General features: G+C 72.2%; 22 protein-coding genes. All 22 read right to left on the bottom strand.

The genetic code is table 11. The annotated features are described in order from the left end of the window. Window positions 1–19: 19 nt before the first annotated feature. The 22 genes from BJP40_RS25640 to BJP40_RS25735 all read right to left on the bottom strand — a co-directional run bounded on the left by BJP40_RS25640 (window position 20) and on the right by BJP40_RS25735 (window position 15,346). A complete protein-coding gene (locus BJP40_RS25640) occupies window positions 20–1,501 on the bottom strand; it encodes a phage portal protein (protein ID WP_071282722.1) in 1,482 nt (493 codons plus the stop codon). A 6-nt stretch (window positions 1,502–1,507) separates the two neighbouring features. Then, complete coding sequence (locus BJP40_RS25645) at window positions 1,508–2,767, bottom strand: PBSX family phage terminase large subunit (RefSeq protein ID WP_071282724.1); 1,260 nt, start codon at window positions 2,765–2,767, stop codon at window positions 1,508–1,510. A gap of 6 nt (window positions 2,768–2,773) precedes the next feature. After that, window positions 2,774–3,304 (bottom strand): helix-turn-helix domain-containing protein, encoded by a 531-nt coding sequence (locus BJP40_RS25650; protein WP_071282726.1) that lies wholly within the window; start codon window positions 3,302–3,304, stop codon window positions 2,774–2,776. Between the two features lie 227 nt (window positions 3,305–3,531). Next, the gene (locus BJP40_RS33295) at window positions 3,532–3,972 is read right to left on the bottom strand and encodes a hypothetical protein (RefSeq protein ID WP_071282728.1); all 441 of its coding nucleotides are present in this window, start codon (window positions 3,970–3,972) and stop codon (window positions 3,532–3,534) included. A gap of 81 nt (window positions 3,973–4,053) precedes the next feature. After that, a complete protein-coding gene (locus BJP40_RS25660) occupies window positions 4,054–4,581 on the bottom strand; it encodes a hypothetical protein (protein ID WP_071282730.1) in 528 nt (175 codons plus the stop codon). Between the two features lie 68 nt (window positions 4,582–4,649). Next, window positions 4,650–6,278: a hypothetical protein gene (locus tag BJP40_RS25665; RefSeq protein ID WP_071282732.1), complete on the bottom strand. Its 1,629-nt coding sequence runs from the start codon at window positions 6,276–6,278 to the stop codon at window positions 4,650–4,652. Between the two features lie 79 nt (window positions 6,279–6,357). Continuing rightward, window positions 6,358–6,510, bottom strand: coding sequence for a hypothetical protein (locus tag BJP40_RS34615; RefSeq protein ID WP_177204483.1), 153 nt, complete (start codon window positions 6,508–6,510; stop codon window positions 6,358–6,360). A gap of 185 nt (window positions 6,511–6,695) precedes the next feature. Then, window positions 6,696–7,526: a hypothetical protein gene (locus BJP40_RS25670; RefSeq protein ID WP_071282735.1), complete on the bottom strand. Its 831-nt coding sequence runs from the start codon at window positions 7,524–7,526 to the stop codon at window positions 6,696–6,698. A 19-nt stretch (window positions 7,527–7,545) separates the two neighbouring features. Next, entirely contained in the window at window positions 7,546–7,782 is a 237-nt protein-coding gene (locus BJP40_RS25675) for a hypothetical protein (protein WP_071282737.1), read from the bottom strand. After that, the gene (locus tag BJP40_RS25680) at window positions 7,779–8,537 is read right to left on the bottom strand and encodes a hypothetical protein (protein ID WP_071282739.1); all 759 of its coding nucleotides are present in this window, start codon (window positions 8,535–8,537) and stop codon (window positions 7,779–7,781) included. The genes BJP40_RS25675 and BJP40_RS25680 overlap by 4 nt, the downstream gene beginning before the upstream one ends. A 52-nt stretch (window positions 8,538–8,589) precedes the next feature. Further along, window positions 8,590–9,111, bottom strand: coding sequence for a hypothetical protein (locus BJP40_RS25685; protein ID WP_071282741.1), 522 nt, complete (start codon window positions 9,109–9,111; stop codon window positions 8,590–8,592). Window positions 9,112–9,196: 85 nt separating this feature from the next. After that, window positions 9,197–9,679, bottom strand: a complete 483-nt coding sequence (locus BJP40_RS25690) for a single-stranded DNA-binding protein (protein ID WP_071282742.1) — start codon at window positions 9,677–9,679, stop codon at window positions 9,197–9,199. Next, window positions 9,679–10,206 carry an HNH endonuclease signature motif containing protein gene (locus BJP40_RS25695; RefSeq protein WP_071282744.1) on the bottom strand — a complete coding sequence of 176 codons (528 nt, stop codon included), beginning with the start codon at window positions 10,204–10,206 and terminating at the stop codon, window positions 9,679–9,681. The genes BJP40_RS25690 and BJP40_RS25695 overlap by 1 nt, the downstream gene beginning before the upstream one ends. A 130-nt stretch (window positions 10,207–10,336) precedes the next feature. Beyond that, window positions 10,337–10,498, bottom strand: coding sequence for a hypothetical protein (locus BJP40_RS34620; RefSeq protein WP_177204484.1), 162 nt, complete (start codon window positions 10,496–10,498; stop codon window positions 10,337–10,339). Continuing rightward, entirely contained in the window at window positions 10,495–11,055 is a 561-nt protein-coding gene (locus BJP40_RS25700; RefSeq protein ID WP_071282745.1) for a hypothetical protein, read from the bottom strand. The genes BJP40_RS34620 and BJP40_RS25700 overlap by 4 nt, the downstream gene beginning before the upstream one ends. Continuing rightward, the gene (locus BJP40_RS25705) at window positions 11,052–11,750 is read right to left on the bottom strand and encodes a hypothetical protein (RefSeq protein WP_071282747.1); all 699 of its coding nucleotides are present in this window, start codon (window positions 11,748–11,750) and stop codon (window positions 11,052–11,054) included. Before BJP40_RS25705 ends, BJP40_RS25700 begins: the two co-directional genes overlap by 4 nt. After that, window positions 11,747–12,646: a hypothetical protein gene (locus BJP40_RS36130; RefSeq protein WP_071282749.1), complete on the bottom strand. Its 900-nt coding sequence runs from the start codon at window positions 12,644–12,646 to the stop codon at window positions 11,747–11,749. Before BJP40_RS36130 ends, BJP40_RS25705 begins: the two co-directional genes overlap by 4 nt. A 70-nt stretch (window positions 12,647–12,716) precedes the next feature. Beyond that, entirely contained in the window at window positions 12,717–12,950 is a 234-nt protein-coding gene (locus BJP40_RS25715) for an aromatic ring-opening dioxygenase LigA (RefSeq protein ID WP_071282750.1), read from the bottom strand. Further along, complete coding sequence (locus tag BJP40_RS25720) at window positions 12,947–13,561, bottom strand: hypothetical protein (RefSeq protein ID WP_071282752.1); 615 nt, start codon at window positions 13,559–13,561, stop codon at window positions 12,947–12,949. Before BJP40_RS25720 ends, BJP40_RS25715 begins: the two co-directional genes overlap by 4 nt. Continuing rightward, window positions 13,558–14,598, bottom strand: a complete 1,041-nt coding sequence (locus BJP40_RS25725) for an ERF family protein (protein ID WP_071282754.1) — start codon at window positions 14,596–14,598, stop codon at window positions 13,558–13,560. Before BJP40_RS25725 ends, BJP40_RS25720 begins: the two co-directional genes overlap by 4 nt. After that, window positions 14,595–14,975 carry a hypothetical protein gene (locus tag BJP40_RS25730; RefSeq protein WP_071282756.1) on the bottom strand — a complete coding sequence of 127 codons (381 nt, stop codon included), beginning with the start codon at window positions 14,973–14,975 and terminating at the stop codon, window positions 14,595–14,597. The genes BJP40_RS25725 and BJP40_RS25730 overlap by 4 nt, the downstream gene beginning before the upstream one ends. Next, entirely contained in the window at window positions 14,972–15,346 is a 375-nt protein-coding gene (locus tag BJP40_RS25735) for a hypothetical protein (protein WP_071282757.1), read from the bottom strand. The genes BJP40_RS25730 and BJP40_RS25735 overlap by 4 nt, the downstream gene beginning before the upstream one ends. Window positions 15,347–15,371 lie beyond the last annotated feature (25 nt).

The raw sequence follows: 15,371 nt of genomic DNA on the forward strand, positions 1-15,371 counted from the left end.
CCGGATCACCCCCGAGTCCTCACGCAGCGAGCGGGTACGTACCGCCCGGGTCAGGTGCCTCGCCCATGCCGGTTTCCCGCAGGATTGCGGCGGCCTCGGCGGCGACTTCCGCGTCGTCCCACTCTGGGTGAAGGATCTTGACTCGGGTGGCGGTGGACACGGCTTGTGCCCGGTTCAGCAGGTCGAGGGTCTGGGCGACGTCCATTGGAGATTCTGCGACTCCGTCGGAAAACTCGACCCGCGGGCGCTCCGGGGTGAGTCCCGTACGAAAGTGCACGGCGTCGAGGCCGAGCATGGCGAGCAGGACGTCAGAGAGTCCCTGCCTCCAGTGGCCGACCTTCTTCCTGCGCGTAATCATGCTCTTGTCGTCGTCGCTGTCGACCTCGGTCGCCGTCCGGGCGGCACCCCCGTTCTGGTCGAGGCCGAAACTCCGGGCGGCGTAGCCGGCGGACTGGGCGGCCTGCCTGGTCAGCGCCTCCGCGGTGCGCTGGTGCTCCTCGACCCGGATCTCGAACTGACTCAACGTGATGCCGCCGTTCTCGGTCGGCGGCATGTTGAGCTGGGCGTATACCTCGGCGTCCTCGTCGAACGTTGCCCCGCGGCCGGGGCCGTTGCTCCGTAGGTAGCCATCGGGGACGATCAGCCGCGCACGGGCGAGCCGAATGTCGCGCATCCATGACGTCCACACCTCGTCGAGGCTGTCGAGCTGGTCATAGATAGGGGCGGCGTAGTCGCTGCGCCCGATAGGTGACCCGCGGTGCAGCCGGTTCGGGGTCATGTTCGGCACGTAGCAGGCCGTGAGCTGTCGGATTCCGGTCGTCGTCGACTCGCCGTCGCTCTCAATGCTGCCGACCAGGGGAGCCGTGTCGGGGTGCTCGGCGAGGGGGACGCGCCGACCGATGTTGTCGCCGCTGCCCTGGTAGAGGGCGTGCACGATGCGGCCGGGCTCGTGCCGCTCGACGTGCCTCCACACCTGCTGTGTGGTGCTGCCGGGCAACTCTCGCCAGAAGTTGACGGCGGAGAGCATCCCCCATCGGAACTCGGGTACGGCATTGTCCGGCTGCACGGCAGTGAGTAGCGGCCGGCCTACTAGCTCGCGGTCCCACGTCGTCCGGAGGTAGATCCCGGACAGGGCGGCGCACTGTTCGGCGGCAGACAAGAGCATCTGCTGAACGTGTCCGTCGGCGAGCAGGGTGTCGAGGCGGGCCTGTGTCCGGGCATCCCCGACGATCACGCGCGGCATGTCCGCGAACAGCATGTCGGCGGACGTCTGCGCGATATCGCCGGCGAGGGGGACGTGTAGGCGGGTGTCGCGGCCGGGGCGATGTGCGGTGCTGCGGCGGTTCCACAGCCGTCGCCGCGGTGCCTTCTGGTCGCGGCCGTAGATGCGGGCGAGGCGGGCCCGGTCACCGGAGTACCACGCGTCGTCAACGGCGATCCGGTCGTAGTACGCGGCCCACTCCGGGGGCGGCCACGCTGCGCCGTTCTCGGGCAGTGCCATTCGGGCTCACCTCCTGGTCGAGGGGTCGGGCGGGCGCGCGGTGAGCAGGTGGCGCCACTCGTGCGCGGTTGAGTGGATGGCGTAGCGCAACGCGTCGACGCTGTGGTCGTTGATCTTCAATGGGGCGTCCTCGCCCCGTTCGGTGGCCTTGGGGTCCCATGAGTAGCCGGGTAGTTCGCCGAGCAGGCCGTCGCATGACCGGTGCACGTACAGGCGGCCGGCGGCGAGCAGGGCGGCCACGGATCGGATGCCGTCGGCGACCGTGTTGTCGGCGCGGGCGACGCCCGGGTGCCCGTCCTGCCAAAGCTGGGTGCTGAACGACTTGGCCGAGGGGTCGACGAACGTCCACTCGGGCTCGACGTCCTGCTCGGCGAGCCACGCCCGGACGGCGGCGCTGTACTGGGCGTCGGTCATGGCGCGGTGGGCGGCGCGCGAGTCGAATCGCCACTCAGCGACGGCGTACAGCCGGTCGTCGTCGCCGAGGCCGAGCAGAACGGCGCTGAACGGGTTGGTGGTGCCGTAGTCGATGCCCAACCAGTGGCGCCGCATGGCGGGCAACTCGTCGACGGCGTGCCGGTCCTCGTCCCACTCGCTGTAGATGGCGCCCTCGGCGACGACCCATGCGCCGTCGATCATGCGCCGGCGCCACAGGCCGGTGTACTCCGCGGCGAGCGATGCGATGTACTCGGCCGACAGGCTGGGGTTATCGGCTAGGCGGAAGTGCCACGCCCTCATGTCCAACTCGCCGATACGGTCGAGGTATCCGACCTTCAACCAGTGGCGCGGCGAGTCGGGGTTCGTCGTGGCGTACAGGCGGGCGCCCGGGACGCTCAGCCTGGCGAGTAGCTGGGTCCAAAACGCTTCGGGCAACAGGGTTGCCTCGTCGACGTAGGCGAGCTGCGCGGTAAGGCCACGTAGCCGGCCCTCGGCGCGGGCGTCCGCGGCGCCGATCAGGTGGACCGTACGCCCCAGGATCGTTGCCGTGGTCGCCCCGCGGGTGTGCACGATGTGCCGCGCGAGGGGGCCGAACAGGGAGCGATCTTGAAGGGGTTCAAGAACGTTTCTCTCAATCGTTTGCAAGCTGCGCCCAACCACGATGATCAGGCCGGACGGCCCGGCCGTGGCGACGGCGATCACGAACGCGAGCAAGCTTGCAATCGTCTTCCCGCTGCGGACGCTGCCGTGCCACAGGTTGATACGGGCGGTTGCCTGCCCGATCGACAGGAGTTGTTTACGGGACAGGGGCAGACGGTCGAGGTCGAGCAACGCGGCTCACCCCCCGGCGTCGCCCCCGTCGTCGTGGGCCCGGTCGTCGTGAGCGGCCTCGACCAGTGCCTCGCCAAGTGCGCCGAGCATGCTGCGCACCTGTGCGGCGTCCTCTCCGCCTTCTGCTGGGGCGAGGCGTAGCGAGGTGCCGACGGCGGTCTGTACGGACGCGATGATCGCCCGTTGGTCGCCGAACCGCGGTTGGGGTAGGTGGGTCTCGTGCCATTCACCCTCGCGGCCGGCGAACTCGCCGTGCACGGTGGGGGCCCAAAGCTGCGCCCTCAGCCGCTCAGCGTCGGCCTGTAGGTCGAGGGCGAGGGCGGCGCGGCGGGCGGCGAGGTCGGCGCTTCGGGTGCGCGTGGCGGCCTCGACCTGCTCGGCGCGGTCGAAGGACAGGGGCGGGTCAAACGATCCGGCGATCTTCGACACGGTCGAGGGGGAACGTTTCAGCGTGCGGGCGATCTCGTTGCGGGACTTGCCCGCGGCGTGCAACTCGCGCACCTGGCAGCGGTCGGAGTCTGTGATGGGGCGTGCCATCGGCGGTCACCTCCTCGCGGGCATGCGCAACGCCCCGCCGGCCGAGGGGAGGCGGGCGGGGCGTTCGGTCTGCTTGCGGTGTCCGTTTCCGGGCACACCGGAGACGGCCCCCACTTTAGGTCACAGATCGATAACGGCGCAAGTGTGATCGCTGGCGGGGTGTACCTCCCGCGCGCAGCCAGGGGCGCGACCGGTCGGTTGGTGTCCGACGGCGGGGGTGTCGCGTGCTACGGCCGGTGGACGGGGACGCCCGGGAAGGGCCCGGAGCGTCGCACCTGGGGACTGCGGCCGGGGGCCGGTGCCGACGGGGGCGCGACGGACGCGGTCGGGCGTCCGACGGGCGGCGTCGCGGGTGTCCGACGGGCGTCATACGCGCTGGTCGGGGTCGGCCCGGGCGTCGGGCGGGGCGACAACATGGCCGGGTCCTGTTCGAGCTGGTAGGCGAGCAGAGTAGGCGCCGTGCCAACGGGGACGACGCCCTCGGCCCACGCGGTTCGGTACATGTCGGCGAGCTGTCGGACGGCGCGTCGCACGGCGTCGGACAGGTTGACGTCGGTGCGCATGATGACGGCGAGGTCGGCGGCGAGCTGGTCGTCGATGCGGACAGAGGGCCGGGTGCCCGGCTGGGGCGGGGTGGGCTTCTGGTGGGTACGCTTCTCGGTAGCCATCGGTTGGGGTCGCTCCTGTTCGGTGGTCAGGGCCCGCCCATACGGTTTGTGAGGAACCGGGCGGGCCCGCTGTGTGTGGGCTCACTTGGCGCTGTCGCCGCGGCGCTGCTTCTCCTCGCGGATGAACTGAGCGATCCGGCTTGCGGTGTAACCGGACTCAGCGGCGATCCGGTCGGGGCTCATCCCCTTCTCTCGGGCGGCGAGGGCAATGCGGCCCATTGCCTCGGCGGCGGCAACGGCTGCCATGCGCAGTGAGCGAACGTCGGCGAGGTCGAGGTCGCCGGCGAGGTCGTCGAGAAAACGTTCGAGCACGGTGGGATCTTCGTTCTCGCGGGCGTGCTCGAACTGCACGGCAAGATCAAGAATGTCTGAGTACGGGTCGACGTCGTAGGGCTTGGCGTCACCTTGAACCGCACGGGCGGCGGTCTCGCGCTCGTACCGTCCGAGCAGCATGCACATCTCGGTCACCAGGGCGGAGGCCGGACCGTTAGCCGGCGGTGCGTCCCGCCGGTTCAGGTCCTCGGCGATCCGCTCGAACGGACTCCGACGTTCGACGACGGCGGACTCAACGCCCTGGTCGTCCTCGTGGGACCTCTGCTCGTTGCTCATTCTGGGCTCTCCTGCCGGTTGAGGGCGGGGCCCGCCCCCGGGGCGAGGGCGGGCCGGCGGGGCGGTGGTCACTCGGTCGATGGGCGATGCGCGAACACGCACGCGGGCGACCTGAGCATCTTCTCGACGGTCCACCCGCGGCGCTGCAACCGGTCGGCGAGGCAGTCGAGGGCGGGCCCGTGCGGCATCTGGTCGCGGCGGACGGTGCGGCCACCTTCGAGCCAGTAGACGGCAATGCGGCCGTGCGTGCGCGGGTCGATCAGGTACCCGCGTATGTGCTGCTCGTCTTCGGTCGGCGCGGTCACGTCGTGGTGGTCGGTCATGGTGGCGACGGCGAGGCCATCGAGGGCGGCGCGGGCGGCGACGACGTCGGGGTGTGAGGCGTTGCTCGGGGTGCTGCCCTTGGCGGTGCCGGCGTGCTGGACGATGACGCCCTCGATCACGCGGCGGGTGGGGGCCTGCCCGGCAGTGCGGGCGGCGATCCGGTTCGCCACGCCCTGCGGCGGGGCCACGCCATGGGCGGCGCACTCCGCGGCAATCTGATCGTCGGTCTCAGCGCGGTACGCGGCGCGGTCGGCCTCGGCCTTCGCCTTGATCCGGGCGAGGTCGGCAGGGTGGAAGCTCGCACGGACGACGATCGGCTCGCGGACGGCCGGTACTGGCGCGGCGGCATTGGGGGTGAACAGGGCGCCTTGTTCGGACATGCCGTCGAGTGGGAACAGGGCGTCGGCGGTCGGCTGCTCACCGATCCACGCGCCCCGCCATGTGCCCTCGGTGGCCTCAACCTCGGTGACCAGGGCGACGGCGTACAGGGCTTCAGCGTTCTCGACGGCGGCCTCGACGGGTTCAGCGTCCTTGACAGCGTCGTCAACGCGGTCGGTGAGTAGGTCGGCGGCGCCCTGCTCGCACGCGTTCGTTGGCGCGGGCGCGGCCTGCACGGCGGCGGCTTTGACCTGCTCGGCGCGCTGCGCGGGTGTCAGTTCGGACATGTACAGGCGGCGGCGGCTAAAGCCCTTGTGCTTGCGGATGACGGCGCGCACCTCGGGCAGGGCCTCGGCGCGCGGGGTCATCTCCTGGTACGTCTCGCCGTAGACGCGGGCGACCTCTTCGTCGGTGGCGGGGTCCGTGATGGTCCACCAGTCGGACGGCTCGTCGCGGGCCGGGGCCGGGGCCTGCTGGGCGGCGGCGAGGGGGGCGTCAATGGCGTATGCGGCGTCGACGGCGGCGCGGACGGCCGGGCCAGTGCTGGCGTCGACCGTGCGGGGGTCGCCCTCGGCGCGGTGGAACTCGCCATGTGCGGTGGTGACGGCGACGGGGTGCGACTTCCACAGGAACGCGACGGCGGCCTCGGGCTCGACGACCAGAACGTCGCCGTTCCGAACCGTGTCGCTGCTCATGGCTACGTCGTATGCCTCTCGGGTGGAGGTGTGGCGGGTGGTGACGATCTGCGGGGCGCGGCCGGCGGCGGCAAGCCATCTGCGGGCGGCGCGCTTCTGCGCGTCGGTGGCGTAGGTGTTGCCGAGCAGGGACTCGGCGCGGCGGCTGATGACGTGCAAGGGGGTGACGTTCTTCGGCTCGATGACCAGGGTCCGGCCGCGGCCACGGCGGGCGGCGGCGAGGGCGGCGCGGGTGTCGAGGTCGAGCGGGGGTTCGGTGGTCAGGTGGTCGGCGAGGGCGCCGGGGATGACGGTTGCCACAGTGTCGCTCCTGTGTCGTTGTTGGGTGCCGGGTGAGGGCCGGCGGGGCCCGCCCGCGGCGGGCGGGCCCCCGGGGTGGTTAGCCGCGGGTGCGGTTGAGGTAGTCGGCGAGCTGCCGCGCGCCCACGAAGGTGAGACCGGTGTAGGTCTCGCCGGTGTGGGTGTTGATGACGTACGCGCCCCTGACGCGCTGAGCGCGGACGACGAAACGGGGCTGGTTGGTCTTGGTCATGGGGGTCGCTCCCTTTGTTGTGGTGTGCGCCGGGTGAGGGCCGGCGGCCTGTCGGGGTGAGGGCCCGTCAGGAGTTCCAACTATAGCCATTACTGGAGCGATTGCAACAGTGGTTGCAGTAATAATTGCATCCGACCTCGGCGGCCGGCCCCTGCGCCGTGCCGGGACGGCCGTCGGAACTCTGGCTACGCGGCCGGGACTGTACGCCCGGGGTCCAACGCGGCGAGCAGGCCAACCAGGGCGGGGCCACGCCACGCGCGACGGCCTCGCTCCGTGTCGACGGGGGCCGGGCATCCGGGGCCGGTTGAGCAGGTCGCCACGGCCCGCCGCAGGTCGCCCCCGCCGTTGTGCACGACGATCCGGCCGGCCTTGCAGAACGGGCACGCATCAACGAGCGTGATCGTCCTCGCCTCGCGGCCGAGGGCGCACTCGACCTGGCGGCGCGCGGTGCGGGCAACGTTGGCAATCTGGTCGACCAGAGGTGCCGGGGTGGGGGCGAACAGGGCGCGGTCGGCCGGGTCGTCGTCGAGGGCGCGGCCCTCCAGCCATACGGCGGCCCAGTGCAGGCCGAACACGCGCGACCCGGTCGAGGTGAGCGTCGTCGGGCCCGCGTCGCGGTACGTGGGGACGTGCCACAGACGCGGGTCGCTCGGGTCGTTGCCGAGTGTCCATCGGCCGTGCGCGTCGCGGCTGGGGCGCTGGACGCGTTCGGCAACGGTGTCGCACATATCGAACACCTCGCGCTCGATGTCGAGGGCGGCGTCGAGGGCCCGCAGGTTCGCGGGCGCGGGGTGCTCGCGGAGTATGAGCGGCAGACGGCCGACGGCGGCCTCAGCGAGGGCCTGCTCGTCGCCTTCTCGGTCGTCGGCGGCGAGCTGGTCGAGGAATCCGCGGCGCTCGTACGGCATCCAGTCGGCGCGGCTCGGGGGCTCTGCGATAGCGGCGAGCAGGTCGCCCCACTGCTCGCGGACGGCGGCGAGGTCGTCGGCGGCCTGCTGGCCGGGGGTGATCGTCATGTCGTGCTGCTCCTGGTGCTCAGTGCTGGCGGCGGCGAGGCGGCGGCCCGTAGGGGCTCTGCCATGCGGGGCGGGCGGGGCGGCCCTGGTCGTTGACGACGCGAGCCTCGCGTAGCTGCTCGGCGAGGCGGGCGAACTGCTCGGCGAGGGCGCGAACGGCGGGGGCGACGGCCTCGGCCCACGCCCGGAGCGCGGCGTGCACCTGCTCGGCGGCGGCGCGCACCTGCTTGGGGTCAACGTTCGGCGGGGTGGTCATAGCTGCGCCCGGTCGAGGGCGTCGCGTACGGCGTCGGCGAGGTCGTGCCGGCCGTGCGCGTACGCGAGGTCGTTCGGGAGGCCGAGGCGGGGCCGGGGCTCGTCGGGTAGCGCGTCCCGGACGGCGGCGAGGCGCTGCTCGGCGGCCTTGACGCGGTCGCGGTGGTGGTCGGCGGTGCGTTGCATGGTGACGCCGAGGTGGCGGGCTCGCTCCATGGCGGTGGCGAGGGCGATGTCGTGGTCGCGCTTCTGCTCGGCGAGGCGGGCCTCGGCCGAGTTGGCGCGGTCGAGGATGCGGGCGTGCACGCGGGCGGCGGCCGGAGGCAGTCCGTCATGCTCGGCGACCGCGGCGAGGGCGTCGCCGAGGGAATGGGCGTCGCGGACGCGGGCGAGGATGGCGAGCAACTGGTCGACGCGTTGGCACGCTGCGTGGTGGCGGCGACGGGTCTCGGCGAGGGCCGCCTCGACGGGTGCGAGGTGCTGCTCGGCGGCCTCGGCCCGCTGCTCGGCTTCGATGATCGCTGCGTCGGCGGCCTCGCGGTGTCGGGCGAGGGCGCGCGTGGTGCCGGCCATGGCGCGACGCGTTGCGTCGGCGAGGCGCTGTTCTTCGCGTACGTGCTCGGTGAGTAGGGCGCCCTCGGCGGTGGTGAGCGCGCCCCGCTGCGCCCTGGCGAGCAGGACGTCGACGACGGCGCGCCGGTCGGTGCGGTCGCGGGTGTGGCCCTTGGGGGCGCGTTGCTGGGGGCGGGGGCTCATGGTGCTGCTCCTGGGCGTCGTTGTTGGGGTGTCTGTGTGGGGCGTGGGCGGGTCACGGTTCGGCCCGCTCGTTGGCTGCGGATTCAGCGAGGGCCTGCTCGGCGGCGAGGCGATCGGCATAGGTGTGCAGGGCGCGGCGGGCGTTGTCGTAGCCGGTGAGTAGGCCGCGGCTTGAGCGGGTGAGTCCCCATCGGCTTCGGGCTTCGGCGAGGTCGGCCTCGACCAGGGCGGCGAGCTGGTGGGCGTGCGCGGCGAGGATGATGCGGGCGGCGGCGAGGGCCTGCTCGGGGTTGCGGGGCGGCTTGGTGTCGAGCAGGACGTCGCGGAGTGCGGCGAGTACCTGATCGGGCTCGTGGCTGGTGAAGTCGAGGGCGGCGCGGACGTTGGACGGGTCGAGCGGGGCCGGGGGCCGGCGGTCGGTGTCGAGGGCGTTGGCGAGCTGGCGCAGGGCGGACGCGGCGACTGGGCGGGGGAGGTTGCTTGACACCTCCGCGGGACCCTGCTTCGGGACAGCGACGATCAGGCAGTGCGTGTCGAGTGAGGCGACGGCGGTGCGGGTGCGGGCACGGGCCATGGTGGGGCGCTCCTGTGTCGGTAGCGAGGGATGGTCGCGTGCGCGCCCGCGCGTGAGCGGGCGCGCGTCCGGTCGCGGCGAGGGCTTAGAACGGGGGCTCGGCGGTGTATCCCTGGTGGGGTGGCTGCGATGTCCACGGGTCGCCCTGGGGGGCGCCGTAGGGCTGCTGGGCGTATCCCTGGGCGGGCTGCTGCTGGGCTTTCTGCTGGCCGTTCTTGGCGATCTGGGCGGTTGCACGGAGGAGGGACGGCGCAACGTCGTCGGCCTGGATTTCGTAAGAAGACTTCCGCTCGCCGTCCTTCTCGTACTGGCGCTGTCCGAGGCGGCCGACAACGATCACGCGGTCGCCGCGGCGGATGGATTCGGCGACGTTCTCGGCCTGCTGGCGCCACACGCTGACGGACAGAAACAGGGGGTCTCCGTCCTTCCATTCGTTCGTGGTGCGGTCGAACGTGCGCGGGGTGCTGGCTACGCGGAAGTTGGCGACGGCGGCACCTGACGGGGTGAATCGCAGCTCGGGGTTGGCAACGACGTTGCCAATCAGGGTGATCGGGGTCTCTCCGGCCATTACGCGGCGGTCCTCTCGGGCGTGATGTGGGTGGGAAGGGTGGTGACGGTGGCGAGCTGGTGCTCGCGGGCACGGCGGGTGCGCTCGCGGGTGCGGGCGCACGCGCGGCACTTACGCATTCCGTGCGGGTGTGATGGGGGGTAGCTGACGTGGACGTTCGTGGGGTCGGTGAGGTCGTGGCCGTTTGTGCACGTGGTGCGGCGGGCGTTGACGGCCGAGGGGCTGGTCGAGCGGAGCACGTTGGTTCGGTGGTCGACGGGTTCGAGGTGGTCGTCGGCGACGCATCGGCGGACGGTGCACAGGTGGTCGAGTTCGAGGCCGGTGGGTATGGGGCCGCGGGTTCGCTCGTACGACCAGCGGTGGGCGGGGACGACTCGGCCGTCGGTCCAGAAGCGGCCGTAGCCGTCGCGGTCGAGGCTTCCCTCGGGCCACAACAGGCATGGGGTGGCAGGGGCGTTGGGGCTACTGGGGATGGCCCCGGGGGTCGTCTTGGCGGCGAAGCGCTCGGCGGCTGTGGGCCTGCTCATGGACGTACCTCCGCGGGATGTGGTCGGCGACTGGATGTGCTTCCTGGGATGGCTTGAACCATCCATAGATGGAAGATACCGCGCGGGGGCGACCCTTGTTCGATCGGTGTCGCCCCCGTGTGCTGCGGCGTCAGGCTGCGTGCGGCTCGGGCTGTTCGAGCGGAGCGAGTGTCCACCCGTAGTGGCGTAGCTCCTTGGCGATCCGGTCGACAACGGCGGCCGGATGGTTGACGTGGTCGCGCTGGGCGTCCTCAACAGCGGCCCGTACCACGGCGAGGGCGGCCGGGGTCATCGCTGCGCCCCGCTGATGTGCCGGGCGCGCTGCCGATTCTCGGGCCGGACGATCGTGGGCGGTGACATGAGGGCACGGGCGTCGCGGGCGGCCTCGGCGGCAAGGCGCCGACGGCGGGCGCCGGCCTCGGCCTGCTCGCGGGCGGCCTGCTCTGCGGCGCGGTGGTCGGCCTCGGCGCGGGTGCTCATCCACGCGAGCCATGTGCGGTGTCGGTCGTCGGCTTCCGGCCGGTACGTGGGAGGGGGCAGCGGGTGTCCGGCGGTGGCGAGCTGCTGCTCGGCGGCGCGCTCGGCGAGCAGTGCGGCCCCGTCGACCTCGCGCACGGTGCGCCACCGGTCCCACCCCTCGTGTTCCTGAAAGATCACGTAAGCGCCCTTGTCGGCGAGTTCGGTCACCTTGCGTCGGGCCTGCCTCTTGTCGGAAGTCCGGATGACGACCGGTGCGTCGGGACGGTGGTCCCAACTGGCCTCGACGCGCCACGACGTGACGTTCTTTGTTCGGTCGCCGGTCGCGGCCTTGCGTCGGTGAGTGCGGGCCTGTTTCGGGGTCGGGCTCATGCTGCTGTCTCCTGCTTCTGACGGCGGGCGTAGTGGGCGGCGGCGTGGTCGAGGCGGGTCGGGTGGGGCTTGGCACGCTCCTGGCGGTGGGCGTTGCGGCACGGCTTGCCGACGGGGGCGAGGCAGTGCTCGTATGCGCACGGCACGTCGAGGGCGTCGGGGCGGCCCTCGACGGCGGCGCGCTCGCGTTCGGTCCGACGCGGTCGGTACTCGGCGAGCACCTGCTTGACGCTGCGGGGCATGTACTCGCCGAGGGCGGCGAGGCGGCGCTCGACCTCGGCGGCGGGCGGACCCGCGGTGATGGCCCGGTGCGTAACGGGCGCGATGTGGCCCGCGGCGACGGCCTGGCGCTCGGCGCGCAGTGCGGCGACATAGGCGTCGCCGGTCTCGTCGTCGGGGTTGATCTCCGGGTGCGCGGTGGGCTCGAACGTGCCCACGTGCCGGCTCATCACGTCGGCCTTGTGGGTGTGCCACGGTCGGGAGATGTCCGACGGTTGGATGTGGTACGGGTTGCGGGCGATGTAGTCGCGGGCGACGCGGGCGGCGTCCCACCCGTGCGCGGTGGCGGGCACGTCGTCGAGCAGGTCGCACCACTGGGCGAGGCGTTCGGCGGCGGCGGCCTGGTCGTCGAGGGCGAGGCGGGGGTCGAGGCGTACAACGTAGGCGATCAGGGCGGCGACTTCGCGGGGGGTCACTGCTGGGCCTCCATGGCGGCGAGGGCTTCGGCGAGGTAGTCGGCGGACTGGGCGACGCGTCCGCGGGGCTGGGCACGGTCGAGGGGAATCACGTTCGAGGCGGGCCGGGCCGGGGCGGCGGCCGGCACGGTGCCGGCCGCCGGCGCGGGCGGTAGGGCCTGCCACGCCCGGAGGAAGTAGCGGGCGTGGGCGACGCCGTTCCGGGCCCGCTGGGCGGCCTGCACGGCGGCGGCGGCGAGCATGTCGTCACCGGATCGCTTGATCAGTGCGTGCACGATGACCCACTCGGCCGGGGCGAGCGTCCACGCGGGGTAGATGCCGGCGGCGCTGATCCGGTCGACGATGGGACGGGCGAACTCCGGAATCACTGCAACCTCGCGCCCGTGCTCCCTCACTCCATCAATCACTCCCTCTATGGGTGAGTGATGGGGGCCGAGATTCGGCCCGGTAGGGGGCTCAACCTCGGCCCCGTATCGGGAGTCGAGGGTGTCGGCGAGGGGACCGGACTTCGGCCCGGTAAGGGGGCCGGGATTCGGCCCGGTAGCGGGGAGGGGGCCGGATTCCGGCCCGGGGGACGTCTCGGCTCTGGGGCCGGATGTCGGCCCGGTAGCGCGGTGGGCTCGGAGGTAGCCAACGGCCCCGGGGAGCTTGTAGAGGGTCGCGCGGCTGCCCTTGGCGGGCTCCTCCTCGACCAGTTCGCCACTGGCGAGGGCGGCGTCGACGGCGGCCCGCGCAGTCGAGCGCGACGCGGCAAGTCGGCGCATCACCTCGGCCGTACCCATGCGGGCGGTGGCCTCGGGGCCGGTGACGGCGTCGGCGATGGCGAGCAAGACTATGCGGGCGTTTCCACGGGATTTCGCGTGGCTCCACACCCAATCCATGGCGTCGAGGGTCACGGGGGTCGCTCCTGGTTCGGTACTTGGGGCCCGGGGCGAGGACGCGGTCGTCTCCTCGCCCCGGGCCCGGTCAGGGGGCCGGGCGGCGGCTGGTGCGGGACGGCTGGTGGGCGTCGCACTTCCAGCCGTTCGGGTAGAACCGGACGGGCACGGCTCCGCACCTGGGGTTGCCGTAGTCGCACACCTTCGGCCGCTCGTCTGTGCTGGCGAGGTCCACGGCGAGTTGACCGGGCACACTTTCGGGCGGTGGCTCGTCGAGGCGTCGGCGCAGGGCGGCCAAGCCTGCGGCGGTCGCCCGGGTCACTGCTCGGGCTCCGTGGCTGCTGTGCCGAGGGCGAGGGGCCCGTCGAGGTTGAGGGCGCCGGCCTTGATGGCGTCGACGACCAGGGTGCGGCCGTCGAGCGGCTGGCGCTTCGACTCGCGGGTGAACGTCCACCGGTAGTACCGGCTGCGCGTGGGCTTGATCATTACCCCTGGCACGTCATGCACCTCGCCTGACTGGGGGTCCGCGAATTGCGGCACTCCGGCCGCGTCCACGGCGGCGAGAACGTTCGCTGTGAACGTCTGATCGACAACGGCCTCGGTCCGGGCCGGGATGATCCGGTAGTCCCAGTGGTCGGGGTAGTGGTCGCGTACCCACGCGGCGAACACTTCGCGGTCGGTCACCTGGGCCTCGGCCTCGCCCCCGACGCGGGTCACGGTGGCGAACTTGGTGTCGTCGGTGAGGGTCACGTCGGTCTTGGTGCTGCGGGTCGCCCTGTACTGCTGGTCGAGCAGCTTGGCGGCTTCGCGGTTGACGTCCTCATACAGCGCTTCGGCCTGGTCGAGGCGGGCCCGCATGGCTTGACGGCGGCGCAGTACGGCGGCGAGGTACGCAGGGTCGGGCGCCTCGACCTTCTTTGCGACGTCGGTCACTGGACACCCCCGGCGGCTTCGATCTTGGCGCGGAACTGGTCGAGTTGAGCGGCGGTAGCCCGTTCAATCGGTAGGCCGTAAACCCGCTCGAAATCGGCGTCTAGGGTGGCGAGGTGGGCCCGGCTCGCGGCCAGCCTGAGTGCGTTCTCGGCCTCCTCTGCGGCCGTCTCCGGGTCCTTGACCGGGGTGGGCGGCGCCGGGGGCCGCTCGTCCTGCCCGGCGCCCTGCTGGGGCTGGCGCTTCTGTGTGTCGATCCGGTCGAGGCGTGCCAGGAAGTCGATCGGGGCGCCGGACTGCTCGGCGCGTGCGCGTACCGCGGCGAATGCCTCGGGCGAGGGAGCCGCCCACGCGTCGGCTATCAACTGCCGGGCCTGCGGCGACAGTTCCTCGACCTGCTTCTGTTGCGGCTGCTCCCACGGGCCGGGCTCGGCGCGGTTGCTGCGGCGCGGCTGCTGGCGCTGCTGCGCACGCTGCTGCTGGCGCTGCCGGTGTTCGGCGCGCTGCTCGGCCGTCGGCTCGACGGGGTGATCGCGGTCGCCGTCGTCGATGCTGCGGCCGTCCACGGGGATCATGAACAGGGTGAACAGCAGGTACTTGAGCGCGGCGGACTGGGCTTTGTTCGTGGCCTTGTCGGCGAAATCGCTAGCTTCGCCCGGAACTTCGGCGGTGAGGCAGTCACCCGCGGGCCCGTAGACGTGGTAACGCATGGTGATGTTGACGTGGGTCATCTTCTCTCCGCGGCGTTCGGCGCGGTGAGCGGCGATGCTGGGCAGGATGAACAGGCCGTGCGCGCGCATCGGGCCCGCCATAGCGGACATGGCGTCGTCGACTCCGCGGAACTTGTACCGCTGCTGCTGGTTCTCCTTGTCCTTCGCTACGGGCATCACGTCGCACATGACGGCGGCGATTGCGGCGAACACCCGCGGAATCGTGTCGGGGGTTCCGGCCGGGGCCGGCTGGTAGATGGGCGTTGCGACCGGCGCCGCGGGTGTCGGTGCGGCCGGGTGGTGCGGCAGGGGAAGAGCGGTCACGGTCACGGGTGGGCGGGTCCTTCCGGGGCGGTGCGGTGGCGTATGCGGGCGGCGAGTTTGGTGATTCGGCCGGCGAGGGCGATCGCGTCGTCGGGGCCGAGTAGGTCGTCGAGGTCGTCGGCGGTCGGCGCCTCGGCGGCCAGGGCTTCGCGGCTCCCGTCGGCGGCGGCGGCGCGCATGGCGCGCTCGTACTCGGGCACGTCGCGCCCGTGGATCGCGCGGCCGAGGGCGGCGACGTTCTCGCCGTGCTCGGCGAGCAGGGCGCCGAGAGTGTCCGGGTCCTCGAAGTAAGCGAGGGCGAGGTCGTCGAGCAGGCTCTCGGCGCGCGCGGCGATCGGCAGACGGACGGCGAGGCCGTCCGCGGTGAGCTGGGGCCGGATCACTGGTGCAGCTCCTCGGGCAGGGTCGGCTCGTCGAGGGCGAGGTCGCCGACCGCGGCGTCGTAGACGTGCGGCCGGGTCCAGTCGGCGGCGGGGAACGCCCGACGCAGCAGGCCGAGTGCGGCGCGGTGGGCGGCGCGGTCGGCCTTGATGGGGCTGCCGAGGGCGTCGTCGAGGGCGACCCACGTAGCGAGGCGCTGCTCGCCGTCGCGGTCGGTGTGCACGGGGACGATCCGCACACGGGCCGTTCCGGGGGCGATCTGGTCGAGCTGCCGGGCCAGTACGCCCGTGCGGGCGAGGTGCTTACGGGCGGCGAGGGCGCCCTCGATGGCCTGGGCTGCGCGGGGGCCGGCGGTACGCTCGGTGGTGTTCACGATCGGTACCTCTCAGGTTCGGTCG

It is taken from the genome of Streptomyces sp. CC53, assembly GCF_001865245.1.
Taxonomy (GTDB): Bacteria; Actinomycetota; Actinomycetes; order Streptomycetales; family Streptomycetaceae; genus Streptomyces.

What these genes read in the sequence shown, in the direction of transcription:
- BJP40_RS33295 (WP_071282728.1), bottom strand. Translation starts at nt 3,972, where the DNA reads ATGGCTACCGAGAAGCGTACCCACCAGAAGCCCACCCCGCCCCAGCCG.
- BJP40_RS34615 (WP_177204483.1), bottom strand. Translation starts at nt 6,510, where the DNA reads ATGACCAAGACCAACCAGCCCCGTTTCGTCGTCCGCGCTCAGCGCGTC.
- BJP40_RS25670 (WP_071282735.1), bottom strand. Translation starts at nt 7,526, where the DNA reads ATGACGATCACCCCCGGCCAGCAGGCCGCCGACGACCTCGCCGCCGTC.
- BJP40_RS25640 (WP_071282722.1), bottom strand. Translation starts at nt 1,501, where the DNA reads ATGGCACTGCCCGAGAACGGCGCAGCGTGGCCGCCCCCGGAGTGGGCC.
- BJP40_RS25700 (WP_071282745.1), bottom strand. Translation starts at nt 11,055, where the DNA reads ATGAGCCCGACCCCGAAACAGGCCCGCACTCACCGACGCAAGGCCGCG.
- BJP40_RS25685 (WP_071282741.1), bottom strand. Translation starts at nt 9,111, where the DNA reads ATGGCCCGTGCCCGCACCCGCACCGCCGTCGCCTCACTCGACACGCAC.
- BJP40_RS34620 (WP_177204484.1), bottom strand. Translation starts at nt 10,498, where the DNA reads ATGACCCCGGCCGCCCTCGCCGTGGTACGGGCCGCTGTTGAGGACGCC.
- BJP40_RS25690 (WP_071282742.1), bottom strand. Translation starts at nt 9,679, where the DNA reads ATGGCCGGAGAGACCCCGATCACCCTGATTGGCAACGTCGTTGCCAAC.
- BJP40_RS25675 (WP_071282737.1), bottom strand. Translation starts at nt 7,782, where the DNA reads ATGACCACCCCGCCGAACGTTGACCCCAAGCAGGTGCGCGCCGCCGCC.
- BJP40_RS25695 (WP_071282744.1), bottom strand. Translation starts at nt 10,206, where the DNA reads ATGAGCAGGCCCACAGCCGCCGAGCGCTTCGCCGCCAAGACGACCCCC.
- BJP40_RS25650 (WP_071282726.1), bottom strand. Translation starts at nt 3,304, where the DNA reads ATGGCACGCCCCATCACAGACTCCGACCGCTGCCAGGTGCGCGAGTTG.
- BJP40_RS25660 (WP_071282730.1), bottom strand. Translation starts at nt 4,581, where the DNA reads ATGAGCAACGAGCAGAGGTCCCACGAGGACGACCAGGGCGTTGAGTCC.
- BJP40_RS25680 (WP_071282739.1), bottom strand. Translation starts at nt 8,537, where the DNA reads ATGAGCCCCCGCCCCCAGCAACGCGCCCCCAAGGGCCACACCCGCGAC.